The 12,185-nt window shown below is 67.6% G+C and carries 12 protein-coding genes; 3 read left to right on the top strand and 9 right to left on the bottom strand.

What is annotated here, in order from left to right; translation table 11 throughout:
• Positions 1 to 23: 23 nt before the first annotated feature.
• From ABD156_RS28825 to ABD156_RS28815, 3 genes are all read right to left on the bottom strand, one after another.
• Positions 24 to 278, bottom strand: coding sequence for an integrase core domain-containing protein (locus tag ABD156_RS28825; RefSeq protein ID WP_344280516.1), 255 nt, complete (start codon positions 276 to 278; stop codon positions 24 to 26).
• Positions 279 to 346: 68 nt separating this feature from the next.
• Complete coding sequence (locus tag ABD156_RS28820) at positions 347 to 1,399, bottom strand: alpha/beta hydrolase (RefSeq protein WP_344280513.1); 1,053 nt, start codon at positions 1,397 to 1,399, stop codon at positions 347 to 349.
• Positions 1,400 to 1,428: 29 nt separating this feature from the next.
• Positions 1,429 to 2,736 carry a cytochrome P450 gene (locus tag ABD156_RS28815; RefSeq protein ID WP_344280510.1) on the bottom strand — a complete coding sequence of 436 codons (1,308 nt, stop codon included), beginning with the start codon at positions 2,734 to 2,736 and terminating at the stop codon, positions 1,429 to 1,431.
• 165 nt (positions 2,737 to 2,901) lie between these two features.
• Here ABD156_RS28815 and ABD156_RS28810 point away from each other — a divergent pair, with 165 nt between their 5' ends.
• Both ABD156_RS28810 and ABD156_RS28805 read left to right on the top strand, forming a co-directional pair.
• Positions 2,902 to 3,717 carry an SAM-dependent methyltransferase gene (locus tag ABD156_RS28810; protein ID WP_344280507.1) on the top strand — a complete coding sequence of 272 codons (816 nt, stop codon included), beginning with the start codon at positions 2,902 to 2,904 and terminating at the stop codon, positions 3,715 to 3,717.
• A 4-nt stretch (positions 3,718 to 3,721) separates the two neighbouring features.
• A complete protein-coding gene (locus ABD156_RS28805) occupies positions 3,722 to 5,887 on the top strand; it encodes a putative bifunctional diguanylate cyclase/phosphodiesterase (RefSeq protein ID WP_344280504.1) in 2,166 nt (721 codons plus the stop codon).
• Between the two features lie 51 nt (positions 5,888 to 5,938).
• Here the strand turns inward: ABD156_RS28805 and ABD156_RS28800 are convergent, their stop codons facing one another.
• The 4 genes from ABD156_RS28800 to ABD156_RS28785 form a co-directional block, all read right to left on the bottom strand.
• Complete coding sequence (locus ABD156_RS28800; RefSeq protein ID WP_344280501.1) at positions 5,939 to 6,439, bottom strand: DUF1707 SHOCT-like domain-containing protein; 501 nt, start codon at positions 6,437 to 6,439, stop codon at positions 5,939 to 5,941.
• 116 nt (positions 6,440 to 6,555) lie between these two features.
• A complete protein-coding gene (locus ABD156_RS28795; RefSeq protein ID WP_344280498.1) occupies positions 6,556 to 8,316 on the bottom strand; it encodes a chitinase in 1,761 nt (586 codons plus the stop codon).
• A 106-nt stretch (positions 8,317 to 8,422) separates the two neighbouring features.
• Positions 8,423 to 8,575 (bottom strand): hypothetical protein, encoded by a 153-nt coding sequence (locus ABD156_RS28790; protein ID WP_344280495.1) that lies wholly within the window; start codon positions 8,573 to 8,575, stop codon positions 8,423 to 8,425.
• A gap of 301 nt (positions 8,576 to 8,876) precedes the next feature.
• Positions 8,877 to 9,428 carry a hypothetical protein gene (locus ABD156_RS28785; protein WP_344280492.1) on the bottom strand — a complete coding sequence of 184 codons (552 nt, stop codon included), beginning with the start codon at positions 9,426 to 9,428 and terminating at the stop codon, positions 8,877 to 8,879.
• 177 nt (positions 9,429 to 9,605) lie between these two features.
• On the opposite strand from ABD156_RS28785, the gene ABD156_RS28780 reads away from it, so the two are divergent.
• A complete protein-coding gene (locus ABD156_RS28780) occupies positions 9,606 to 10,562 on the top strand; it encodes a LysR family transcriptional regulator (RefSeq protein WP_344280489.1) in 957 nt (318 codons plus the stop codon).
• Here the strand turns inward: ABD156_RS28780 and ABD156_RS28775 are convergent.
• Together ABD156_RS28775 and ABD156_RS28770 are read right to left on the bottom strand one after the other, a co-directional pair.
• The gene (locus tag ABD156_RS28775) at positions 10,559 to 11,446 is read right to left on the bottom strand and encodes a carbohydrate-binding protein (RefSeq protein WP_344280485.1); all 888 of its coding nucleotides are present in this window, start codon (positions 11,444 to 11,446) and stop codon (positions 10,559 to 10,561) included. The genes ABD156_RS28780 and ABD156_RS28775 overlap by 4 nt on opposite strands.
• 189 nt (positions 11,447 to 11,635) lie before the next feature.
• On the bottom strand, positions 11,636 to 12,175 hold the full coding sequence (locus tag ABD156_RS28770; protein WP_344280482.1) for a helix-turn-helix domain-containing protein: 540 nt from the start codon (positions 12,173 to 12,175) through the stop codon (positions 11,636 to 11,638).
• Between the last annotated feature and the right edge of the window lie 10 nt (positions 12,176 to 12,185).

The raw sequence follows: 12,185 nt of genomic DNA, 5'->3' as shown, positions 1-12,185 counted from the left end.
GCCGAAAACTCCATTCACACAGGTCAAGCCGCAGATCGATACTCGTGGAGGACGCCGCCAAGACGATCTCCTCGACGGACGGTGAGCCGATCGACCCGTTCAGCTTTTAGGGCCTCAAGCAGGGATTTCAGCGGTGCTGCCGCGGCAAGTGATCGATGGGTGCGATGCAGGTTGTAGTGGCGTTCATACTCGCGAAGTGCGTGCCGGAGGTGGGCCTCGTTCCAGATCAGCGCTCGATCCAGTAACTCGGCACGCGGTGTCTTCACCCAGCGTTCCATCCTTTCACCTGTCCGTCCGGCTCCGGTTGTGCGGAGCCGGACGGACAGAGGGTGCTCGACAAAATGTGTTACTGGCCGATCAAGTCGTTCATCCAGCCGGTCACCGCGTCGTGGAACAGCGGCGCGTTCGGCGCGTAATTGATCGAGTGCCCGTAGCCTGCCACCACAAACGTGCGCAGGTGCGCCTCGGGCGAGTAGTACGCGGTTTCGCCCTGCCGCAGGCTTTCCGCGCTGGAACAGTCGCTGGCCAGCGGGCGGCAGAAGACGTTGTCCTCCTCGCCCATCGCCAGGAATACCGGCACGTTGATCTGCCTGCTGTAGGGCAGCACCAAACCGATCAGGACGGCGTCCACGATCTCGCCGGGCGCGATCAGGTCTTTGTTCGCTTCTTCCTCGTCGATGACCTGCTGGTCGTACGGGCCGGGGTTGTGGAAAGCGGCGTACCGCGTGCCTGGCAGCGTGGTCAGGTATCCCGGGTCCAGTCCGGCGACCTTGGACATCCGCGCGTCCAGCACCGCCGGGCTCAGTGCGGTCAGCGTGGGCATCACGGTCAGCGCGGCGACCCGGTGGGTGAACCCGGTGATCACCACGCCGTCGACGTCGTGGAAAGTGGCCGCTTCGATGATCGTGGTGGCCGATCCGAGCGAGTGTCCGACGAGGACGATCTTGCCGAATTTGGATCCTACCGCGCCGGTTCGCATCGCCTGGATGGCGTGATGCACCGCGTTGGCCTGGCTGCTCGCGGTCAGCAGGGAGCTCGGCGGCTTGGAGCTGCGCCCTGAGCCGACCCGGTCTATCGCCAGGGTGGCGTATCCCGCGCTGTTCACCGCCTTGCGGAACGATTGGCTGTCCGGCAGGCCGGGCGGGTCGTAGTAGGTCGAGTTGTACGTACCGCCGGGCACCAGCACCTGCAGGGTGCGGCTGCCGCCGGGCGGGACGCACAGCCTGCCGTACATGGTCTGATCGTTGAGCCCCAGCAGTGGCAGATCCACCAGCGACACGGGGATGTTCAGGTCCTGGCAGGTCGCCTCGTCGGCGGACGCCTGCGTTGGGGTGAGGACCGTACTGACGCACAGCAGAGCCATCGCCGCGGCGACGGCCCGGCGCGAGAACAAACGCACAAAAACTCCATATTCCGTTGTGTGGACTACTAATCCCGCGGGCGCACCGTCATCGGCAGGCCGCGCGGGTAGGCGATCGTCGTGTAGCGCACCCGGACCGGGCCGGCGGGCTCTAAACGCCACCGCGCGAGGATCGTGGCCAGACCGATGACCACCTCGGCCCGGGCGAACAGGTGGCCGATGCACTGCCGGATCCCGTTGCCGAACGGGATAAATACCCCGGGCGGCAACGAGCGCACCCGGTCGGTGGACCAGCGGTCCGGGTCGAAAACGTCCGGGCGGTCCCAGTAGCGGGGATCGGTGTGCAGGGCGAGCGGGCTGAACATCACCTCGTCGCCGGGCCGCAGCCGCACCGGGCCGAGGTCGATTTCGTGTTCGGTCCGGCGCATCAGGATCCACAGCGCGTACATCCTCAGCACCTCGCTGACCACCTGCCTGGTGCGGGCCAGCGCGGGCAGGTCGTCGAAGGTGACCGGGCGCCCGTCGAGGACCTGGTCCACCTCGGTCCGCACCCGTTCCGCCAGGTCGGGGTTGCGTCCCAGCTCGTGGCAGGCCCAGGCCAGGATCAGCGCGGTGGTCTCGGTGCCCGCGGTGAGCAGTGTCATCACCTCGTCGTGCACCTGTTCCCGGGTCATCCGCTCCCCGGTCTCGGCGTCCCGGGCCAGCAGCAGCGTGGACAGCAGGTCGCCGTGGTCGGTGTCGGCGTCGCGGCCCGCCATCAGTTCCCGCACCACGGCCTTCATGCGCGCGACGGCCTCGTCGAAGCGGCGGTTGAACGGCAGCTTCTCCGCGAATCCAGGGGAGAGCACCCGGTACATCCCCAGCTGAATGACCAGCGGGATCGAGCGGCGGGCCTCGCGGATCGCCTCCTCGCCCAGTTCGGCGCCGAACAGTGCCTCGCCGACGTTGGTCATGGCCAGGGCTTGCATGTCCGTGTCGATCTGCCGCACCTCGCCTGGCTGCCAGGACTCGGCCATGGCGGTGGTCGCCCGGACCCAGCTCTCGGCGTAGCGGCGCAGGTGCGGCTGGCTGAAGGCGGGCAGCATCAGCTTGCGCTGCCTGCGATGGAAGGGCCCGTCGGAAAGGGCCAGACCGTTGCCCGCGTACGGGCGGAATTTGCGGAACATGATTCCGCTGCCGAAGCTCGATCCATTTGTCACCAGCACGCGGTGAATAATTTCCGGATTCGTGAGAAAATAGGTTTGGAGCGGCCCCAGGAACAGTTTGACCACGTCACCGCGTTCCCGCAGTCCGGCGGTGAATTGGGTGGGACGGCGGACCAGCGCGACTGTGTGTCCCAGCAAAGGCCACCGTCCTGGTGCCACCGGGACGGGCACGCAGACTCCTTGGCATTAGGGGAATAAGGAAGGCCGCAATTTTACGAGCCATTCAGCGGCACCGGCAGCGCCCGATTGGGTAGAACCTCAGCCACGATTGACGGATTAAGGCGTCGGCGCCGAGGTGAGTATGCTGTTCCGGCTCCCGAACCGATGAGGTGCGTGATGGCGGGTACACGGGACTGGGTCCCGGCCGGGGTAGACACGAGTTCACCGAACGTCGCCCGGATCTACGACTACTGGCTCGGCGGCAGCCACAACTTCGAGAGGGACCGCACCACCGCGGACCACCTCGAAGGGACGCTGCCTTGGATCCGGCAGTCGGTGCGGCTCAACCGCGCCTTTCTCGGCCGCGCGGTGCGCTTCATGCTTGCCCAGGGCATCCGGCAGTTCCTCGATTTGGGCGCGGGCATCCCCACCGTGGGCAACGTGCACGAGATCGCCCAGCGGGAGGCTCCCGAGGCCCGGGTGGTCTACGTCGACAAGGAGGCGGTGGCGGTCGCGCACGGCGAGCTGCTGCTGGCGGGCAACGACCGCGCCGCGGTCCTGCACGCGGACGTGCGCGACGTGGCCAGGGTGCTGGACAGCTCGGAGGTCCGGCGGTTGATCGACTTCGACGAGCCGGTGGGCTTGCTGTGCATGCTGTTGCTGCACTGGATCCCGGACGAGGACGACCCGGCCGGGCTGGTGCGCGCTTACCAGGAACCACTGGCCCCGGGCAGCTTAGTCGCCTTCACGCACATCACGTCCGACGCGCACCAGGAGTCGTTTGCCGCGGCAAGCGACCAGATGGCGCAGCGGCGCGGCGAGGTACCGCACACCCGTTCCCACGCCGGGATTCTGGGCCTGCTCGGCGATTTGGCGCTGGTCGAGCCGGGGCTGGTGGGCTGCGGCAGCTGGCGGCCTGCCGGGCCGACCGACATCGCCGAAGACCCGTCGTGGAACGAACTGATCTACGCGGGCGTGGCGCGGAAGCCGTGAGCCCATGACCGAACCAGGCAGACACCCGATCCCGGAACCGTCCGAAGACGGGCGCCGCGAGCGCGGCCTGCTCGCGCGCAAGTGGGCCTACTTACTGGGCGGGACCGGCTACGTGCCGTTGGCGCACGCCAGTTTCGAGACCGAACTGGTCGCGCTGCTGGACACCCTGTGCGCCGAGGTGCACGAGAGCGGGCGGAAGCACCCGCCTGGCGGCACCGGTTCGCTGGAGGCCGTGGGTGCCCGGCTGGTCGAGCTGAACTGCTCGGGCGGGCAGCCGATCACCGTCACGATGGCTGTTCTGAGCAAAGGCATGCTCGCGCTGTCCGAGTTCCAGCCCGTCGAAGAGTTCGCCGAACGCGTGGTGGGCGTGCTCGGCGCGCTGGCCGCGAGCGTGGTGTCGGCCGGGCAACGCGCCATTCTGGCCCAGCAGGAGAGCCTGAAGATGTCCCTGCTCAAGGCCGTTCGGGACGCCAAGTACGAGCTGCGGACCGCGCAGGCGCGATTCGACGAGGTCGCTACGTCGTCGGCGAGCGGCATCCTGGTCGCCGACCTGGACGGCACGCTGGTCACCGTGAACGCCGCGGCGGGCGTGATGCTCGGGCGCGCTCCGGACGAGCTGACTGGGTGCGATCTGTTCGAGCTGATACATCCCGACTACGCGCCGGTTCTGCGCGAGGACTACCGCGCGCTGCTGGCCGGCAAGGTCGAGCGGATCAAGCAATCCCAGCGGTTGCTGCATCACGACGGCGAGGCGGTTTCGGTGTCGTTGACCGCTTCGCTGCTGCACGGCGCCGGGGACGAGCCTAGCCACTTCGTCACCGTGGTCGAGGACGGCACCGAGTTGTTCCTGCTGCAGAACGAACTCAGCCGGCAGGCCTTGCACGACGTGCTCACCGGTCTGCCCAACCGGCAGTGCTTCAGTACGCGGATGGAGACCGTGCTGGGCGAGGCCGACCCGGAGCTGGGCGTGACGCTCCTGCGGCTGGAGCTGGACGCCTTCGCCGTGGTGCGCAACGGGCTCGGCGAGCGCGCGGCCGAACAGCTGCTGGTCACCGTGGCGCGGCGGCTGAAGTCTGTGCTGGCAAAGGAGAAAGCCCTTCTCTCCCGGTTCGGGGACGCGGAGTTCGCGGTGCTGGTGGAGAACGCGCCGGACACACCGCCGCCGGGACGCTTGGTGCACGAGCTGCGCCAGGAGCTGGCCGAACCGACCTATGTGGACGGACACGGGCTGGCCCTGTCGATCAGCGTCGGCGTGGTCAGCCGGACCGCCGAGGGCCGCGACGCCGCCGATCTGCTGCGCGAGTCCCACCAGGCCTTGCACCGGGCCAAAGCCAGCGGGCACGGGCAGTGGGAGCTGTCCCATCCCGAGCAGAACCGGATGGACCGCAAGACCGACGGGCTGGCCGCGGTCATGCCGGGCGCCTTCGAGCACGGGGACGTGCAGGAGCGATACCGGCCGCTGATGCGGCTGGCCGACGGCGCGGTGCACGGGGTGGAAGTGCTGCTCAGCTGGGATCCGCCCGGGGCGGGTGCGCTGTCCGACGAGCGCTGCCGCAGCCTGGCCGAGACCACCGGGCTGATGCTGCCGATGGGCGAGTGGCTGCTGAACACCGCCTGCGAACAGGTGGGCTGGTGGCGGCAACGGCTTGATCGCGACCTGCGGCTGCTGGTCAGTCTGAGCCCGCACCAGGCGGCGGACACGGACCTGCTCACCCGGGTGGTCCGCGTGCTGGAGGAGACGCGCTTCCCGGCCGAGCGGCTGCTGGTCGAGCTGCCCATGCCGGCCCTGGCCGCCGATCTCGGCGAGTCCGGGGACAACCTGCGGGAATTGTCCGGCCTGGGAGTGCGGCCGGTGATCAGCGTCAGCGGACTGGGCGACGGCGCGCTGGCCGCGCTGGTCGACCTGCCGGTGTACGGCGTGCGGCTGGACTGCGGGCTGCTGGACGGGGTCGCGCCGGACTCGCCGGTGGTCGGCCTGTTCCGGGAACTGCCGAGCTTGGCGCACCGGGTCGGCGCGGAGGTGATCGTGGACGGGTTGGCCACTGCCGAGCGGGCGCGGTTCTGGCGGGACGCTGGGGCTGAGCTGGCGCTGGGTGCGCATTGCGGGGAGTCTTGCCGTCCGGGTGAGCTGGCTGACGCTTTCGGGGATTCTGGTTGGCGGACGCCGTAGGCATATTCCGAAACGGGTTCACGGTGTGGAGCGGGCTTCTTGGCGTTTTATTCACTTTCCGGTGTCAAACCGGCGAAATAGTTCGGCAGTCAGGATGACGGCGCCCCATGGTGCGCCGGCAATAGGCCACAAGGTGAACCACGCGGAGTCCGAAGGAAGTCCGACGGCCAGGCAGACGGCCAGATAAGCGGCATTGACAACGACCCAAGCCGCGATGGCGGCCGGTCCGACCAGGAGGGCCGCGAGGCCGCGCTGGCCGGCCGGTAGTTTGGTCAATCGGCGCAGCCACTCGAGTTGCTGGTACCTGAGGTTGAGATATGCGCCAACGGGATCAGCGGGTTGCTTCGCTGCTGCGTCTTCGGTGCTGTCCAGCGCCGGGAGAGCCTGTTGGGTGGCCGCTAACTCCGCGTACGTACGAGATTCGTAGGCGGCCTTGACGCGTTCTTCGAATTCGGTGACATCAATCCGACCTTCCGCGAGTGCGTTATTCAACCGGAAAACTGCCTTCTCGCGGTCCGCGTTGCTTGCCCGGGCATCGCCTGGTTGGTCCATCGCAGCTTCCTCCCCTGAAAGCACAGCTATTCCAGGGTACGCGCGGCAGACAGGCAAGCACTCGAATTTTCGTGCCCGCGCTGCCGCAGGGGCAGCGCGGGCCAATGGTCAACCCCTCAGCCGAGGCCGTCCAGGAACGGGCGGTGTGCGTTTTGGAAAGCCCACCCGTAATAGCGATCCCAGTTCACCGACCAAGTCATCAACCCTCGCAACGCAGGCGACGGGCCACCGCGCAGAGTGTATGAGCCGCAGCTGGTTCCGTGGGCTAGGCAGGTTACGGCGGTTTGGACTTCGGGCGGGGAGACGTAGCCGTTTCCTGCACTGACAGCCGCGGGGAGGCCGACGGCGATTTGGTCTTCGCGGAGGCCTGGGAAGGTCTGGCCGGTGTTCGCGACCTTGAATCCGGACTTCAGCATGTCGGTCATCGCGATCAAGAAATCCGCGCCGCCCATGGTGTGGTACTGGTTGTCCAGGCCCATGACCGGGCCGGAGTTGTAGTCCTGGACGTGCAGCACAGTCAGGTCGTCGCGCATGGCGTAGATGACGGGCAGGTAAGCACCGGTACGGCTGTCGCCTCCGCCGGCACCTCCGTAGAACTGGTAGCCCACCTGGACGAAGAACGTTTCGGGGGCCATTGTCAGGACAAACTTGGCTCCATAGCGGGCTTTCAGGGTCTTCAGAGCCGAGATCAGGTTGACGATCACCGGCGTGGTCGGGTTGTGGAAGTCGGTGTCGCCCGAGTTCAGGGACAGCGACTGGCTTTCGAAGTCGACGTCCAGGCCGTCCAAGCCGTATTTGTCGATGATCGCCGCGACGGAGTTGACGAAGTTGTCGCGGGCGGCGGTGCTCGTCAGCTGGACTTCGCCGTTTTGGCCGCCGATCGAGATCAGGACCTTCTTGCCCTGCGCCTGCTTCGCGCGGATCGCCGCGATGAAGTCCGCGTCGCTTTCCACGCCGGGGCATTCGGTGGTCGAGCAGCGGTTGAAGCGGACGTCGCCTGAGGTCACTGACGTTGGCTCGGCGAAGGCTAGGTCGATGATGTCCCAGGCGTTCGGGACGTCGGCGAGCTTCATGTATCCCGAGCCGTTCGCGAAGCTTGCGTGGACGTAGCCGATCAGCGCGTGTTTTGGCAGGCCGGCGCTGGTGCAGCCGCTGGTGGTCGCGGAAGCTGCGGGGGTGTGCGCGGATTCGGCTTTGTCGTTGTAGGAGGTCACCGAGTAGCTGTGCGAGGTGCAGGCGGTGAGGCCGGAGAGCGTCGTGGACGTTCCGGTCACGGTGGCGCGCAGGGTGTTGTCCTCGTAGACGCGGTAGCCGGTGACCGTTCCCGCAGCGGCGCCCCAGGTTAGGGCGATCGACGTGTCGGTGACGGTGCCGACGGTGGGGGTTCCCGGGACGCCTGGTGCGCCAGGGGTGTCGCCGCCGGGGCCGTCTAGGGCTACGTCGTCTGCGTAGTAGGTGCCGGCGCCGTACCAGCCGTGCAGGTATAGCTCGGCGGACGTCTGGGTCGCGGTGGTGGTGAAGGACAGCGAGAGCTGGCTGTACGTCGAAGCGTTCGTCCAAGTGGAGGAGCCGCCGGTGACGCCCAGGTACACCGGTGCGCCTTGGACCCAGGCGGAAACCGAGTAGGTCGTGCTCGGGCGCACGGACACGGTTTGGGTGCATTGGCCCTGGTCAGACGCGCCGGGGGTGACGGCTAGGGCGTAGCTTCCCGAGTGCACCGGCGTCTTCACCGCCGCTCCTGCTGGGCACGTCCAGCCGGAGGTCGAACCGGCTTCGAAACCGGGGTTGGCGAGCAGGTTCGCCGCCTGTGCCGGCGCGCCGACGACAAGTCCGGCGGCGGCTAGCAGGAGCACGACGAGGAAACGAGCACGCTTCATTGCGGTTCCTCCGGTCCGATGCGACCCCCTGGCTAGCTATTGTCTAGACCACTCATCAGGTTGTCCAGACCTATTTGACCGACGAAAGTCGGCTTTCCGCCCGGGATCAGGCGTTGAGGTCGAAGCCTTGGACGTACCAGGCCGCCTCGTGCTTCTGGACTTTGAAGGTGAGGCTGAACGAGCCTGTGTTTCCGGCGGAGCCGATGAGTTCGAGACTGTGCAGGGTGCGGCCGTCGAGTTTGACGGCGGTGTCGGGCACCGTGACCTGGTCTCCTGTCGCGCTGACCTGGTCGACGGTGACTTTCCTTGCGGAGGCAGGGGGACGCCCGGTTTGGACCAGGCGTCGTGCAATGACTCCGCGGCCTTGAGCGCCTCGGGCAGACCGGACGGCTTGGGGGCCGTGCTGGCGGGCGGGACGGCTGAGCCGGTCACGTCGGTCGAGCCGCACGCGGTCAGGCTCAGCAGGATCGCCGGTGCTGCGAGCCACGTTTTCGCCGTCACGAAATCCCCTAGGTTATGCGGACATGGGCCTCGAGCGTCCGGGCTCGGCCGCGGGGAGGTCAATCAAGTCCGGCCAGCGGTGCCTGATCGGGCACGGGTACTGACCTGCGTGTCCGGCGGTGGTAGTGCCACGTCACGGCGGCCAGCAGCGGTCCCCAGGCCAGCAACGGCAGGTAGATGACGTTGATCAGCGGGTTCGCCCAGGCGGTGCCGGCCATCTCGGCGTTGAAGGTCGTATACACGTAGAGCCCGCCGTAGATCGTGGTGCCGAAGGCCCCGATCGACGAGACGATGACGACCTTGGCGGAGTCGACCGGTTTGTCGCCCGCGAACGGGATCCAGCGTGGCCAGGTTTCGCCCCACTGCTGGATCAGGCCGAGGGCCAGCAAGCCGAGCCCTTCGGACAGCACGGTGAGAAAGACCAGGTAGAGCGATCCCCAGCCGGGGGTTTTCATGGCGGTCAGCTCTGATTCGGCCAGTCCGAACGGGATTCCCGCGGCCAGGCCGAGCCGCCAGAGCCCGGACGGGACGTTCAGCAGGGCGACGGCGTGCGCCGACCACCTCGCCCATCGCGGGACTCCGGGGAGGCTGCGGAATGCGGTGTTGTCCATGGCATTCAGCCTCGCCGCCGGTGCTGAGCGGCGGTTCCCCCTGGAGTTTCGGGTTTCTCCTTCTCGCGGGGGACAGCCGTCGGAGTGATTCGGCGGCGGAGTACCGACTCGCGTCGGTAATTCCTCACGATCTTCGGCGTTACAGTGACCAGGCGAGGGGTTGCGGCCGGAGGAGTCATGGAGCTGGAACTGCGCCATCTGCGCGCGCTCGTGGCCATCGCCGACGCGCACAGTCTCGTTCGCGCGGCCAAGGCGTTGCACGTTTCGCAGCCGGCGTTGTCCGGGTTGCTGCGGCGGGTCGAGAGGTCGGTCGGCGGGAGTTTGTTCGCGCGATCGCCGACGGGTTGTGTGCCGACGGCGCTCGGGGAGGACGTTGTCGCGGACGCACGCGCGGTGCTGGCTGGGATGTCCGCGCTGACCGAGCGGGCTGGCGTGCGGCGGGAGTCGGCCGAGGCGGTGCGGATCGGCGGGTACAGCGGGTTTTTGCATCTTTCGCTGGCGAGGTGGTTGCGGGATCAACCGTGGTGTCCGGCGGTGCGGGTGCACGAGGAGCAGGACGAGGCTCGTACGTTGGCGGCGCTCGCGGACGGCGAACTTGATCTCGCGCTCGTTTACCTTGCGCCGCTTCCGGATCGGATCTTTCCGGACGGCGTCGAGAGCGTCGTGGTGCAGGCGCGGGAGCCGGTTTTCGTGATTCTCGCTGAAGATCATCCGCTGGCCTCTCGCGGGGAGATACCGCTGGAGGAGCTTGCCGCGTATCCGTGGGCGGACGATCCGCCGTGGACGACTCGGTGGTCGGTGTACTTGCAGGAGGTCTGCCGGCAGCGCGGGGTCGTGCTCGATCAGCCGCATCGGCCGCAGTGCCTGGCTACTTTGCTGGACCTGGTGCGCGAGGGGATGGCGGTCGCGCCGGCGTTGGCGACTCGGGAGGATCGGCAGGGCGGGATCGTGGTGCGGGCGATCGAGGACGCGCCGCTGTGGCAGGAGCTGCGGTTGTGTTACCGGCCGGGCACGGCGGTCACCGAGAGGGTCGGTGCGATATCCCGGAAGGTGGCCGGTGACTACGCCAACCGGCAGGGGTGCAGTGCCGCGTTTGACCGCTGGTGGCACGCACTCCTGCCGGCCGGGGCCTAGACGGTGACGCGCCAGTTGCTGTTCGGCGTCGGCACCTCGAACTGCAGCGACGAGCAGCTGTAATCGCTGGGGTTCGGGTTGGCGGTCGGCTGCAACGGCGAGTTCGACTCCGTCGCGGGCGTCCACTGGCCGCCGATCCGCAACTGCAGCTGGCTGGATTCGAAGACCTTGCCCTTCGCGTCCGAGCAGTAGTACGCCTGGCCGGTCGACGGGTCGACGGTCGAGTACAGCTCGAAGATGTCCCAGCCCTCGTTGAGGGTGCTCTGGTCACTGCCGCTTTGCGTGAACAGGTCGTCCCACTTGCCGGTCTTCACGTTGTAGAGCGAGGCCGTCCAGCTGTTGGCGCCTGCGTCGGTCTGGACTTCCTGGACGGTGAACGCCGGGTGTCCGTCCACTGTGGACGTGTAGTTCGACAGGAACGAGCTGTCCAGCGGGACCACCTTCGCCGGTCCGATCGTCCCGCACCAGTCCCAAGCCCAGACCTGACCGCCCTGGTCGAGTCCGTACGCGGTGACGACTTCGATGCAGGAATGGCCGGTTGGCTTGACGGTCGGGGCGTAGACGACGTCCGCGCTGTTCGAGAGGCGGAGATCGGGGACGACACTGTGCGTCACGAGAATTCCGTCCGCGCCGCTGGACAGCTGCGGTTCGGGGCCCCAGAAGGTGTGCGCTTGCGCGTCGAGCCGCGGTTTGACGCTGCGGCCGGCTTTTTCGCGGCGCAGCTGGAGGAACTTGTCCGCCGCGGTTCCGGCGGCGGACTTCGCGGCGGCACCGGTCAGCCCGGGCACCACGCCGCTGTCCGGAGCCGCGGAGGCCGGCGGGCTGCCGGCGACGACAGCCGCGGCCGTCAGGGCGGAAGTGAGCAGGGCAAAGAGTTTCCGCATCGATGCATCTCCTCGTCGTAGGCGAAGGAAACGCGCGGAGGGAAAAGGGTGTCCGTCCGCGGGACACGGATGTTAAGTCGGGATTTTTGTTGTCAGGCACCGACTTTCGACGGTGTGTTCCGATCAGTGCAGCTCAGCGGGGCCATAGGTTTTCCCGCGCGCCCGGGGTTATGCCGCCAAGCGGAGCAATCAGCGCGGCTTGGCCCGGACGCGGATGCGCTCGCCCTGCTTGCCGAACAGGCTGAGGATTTCGACCGGTCCGTCGCCGGTGCTGCCGAACCAATGCGGGATCCGGGTGTCGAATTCGGCGACCTCGCCTGCCTTGAGGACGACGTCGTGTTCGCCGAGCACGAGCCTGCCCTTGCCGCTGAGCACGTAGAACCACTCGTGGCCGGGGTGCGTGCGCGGAGCGGGCTCGCATTGAGTCGCGTCGAAGATCATCTTGAGCGATTGCAGCCGGCCCGGTTGCCGGGTGAGCGGCACGACGGTCCGGTCGCCGCGGGTGACCGGTTGCAGCGGGGAGGTGCCGACGAGTTCGTCGAGCGGGATCCGGTGGGCGCGCGAGATGGGGAGCAGGAGTTCGAGGGTGGCCTTGCGCCGGCCGGATTCGAGGCGGGAGAGGGTGCTGATGGAGATGCCGGTGGCGGTCGACAGTTCCTCCAGCGTGCGGTTCCGCTGCCGCCGGAAGAGCCGGAGCCGGGGGCCGATCTCGGCGATGATGTCGTCCACGCGAACCAGC

It is taken from the genome of Amycolatopsis albidoflavus (assembly GCF_039525725.1).
Taxonomy (GTDB): Bacteria; Actinomycetota; Actinomycetes; order Mycobacteriales; family Pseudonocardiaceae; genus Amycolatopsis; species Amycolatopsis albidoflava.
Note: the sequence above shows the minus strand (reverse complement) of the source record. Positions and strands in the feature narration are given on the sequence as shown.

Excerpts from the sequence above, each read along its gene's own strand:
- ABD156_RS28795 (WP_344280498.1), bottom strand. The coding sequence starts at position 8,316 with ATGAAGCGTGCTCGTTTCCTCGTCGTGCTCCTGCTAGCCGCCGCCGGA.
- ABD156_RS28810 (WP_344280507.1), top strand. The coding sequence starts at position 2,902 with ATGGCGGGTACACGGGACTGGGTCCCGGCCGGGGTAGACACGAGTTCA.
- ABD156_RS28825 (WP_344280516.1), bottom strand. The coding sequence starts at position 278 with ATGGAACGCTGGGTGAAGACACCGCGTGCCGAGTTACTGGATCGAGCG.
- ABD156_RS28780 (WP_344280489.1), top strand. The coding sequence starts at position 9,606 with ATGGAGCTGGAACTGCGCCATCTGCGCGCGCTCGTGGCCATCGCCGAC.
- ABD156_RS28800 (WP_344280501.1), bottom strand. The coding sequence starts at position 6,439 with ATGGACCAACCAGGCGATGCCCGGGCAAGCAACGCGGACCGCGAGAAG.
- ABD156_RS28775 (WP_344280485.1), bottom strand. The coding sequence starts at position 11,446 with ATGCGGAAACTCTTTGCCCTGCTCACTTCCGCCCTGACGGCCGCGGCT.
- ABD156_RS28805 (WP_344280504.1), top strand. The coding sequence starts at position 3,722 with ATGACCGAACCAGGCAGACACCCGATCCCGGAACCGTCCGAAGACGGG.
- ABD156_RS28785 (WP_344280492.1), bottom strand. The coding sequence starts at position 9,428 with ATGGACAACACCGCATTCCGCAGCCTCCCCGGAGTCCCGCGATGGGCG.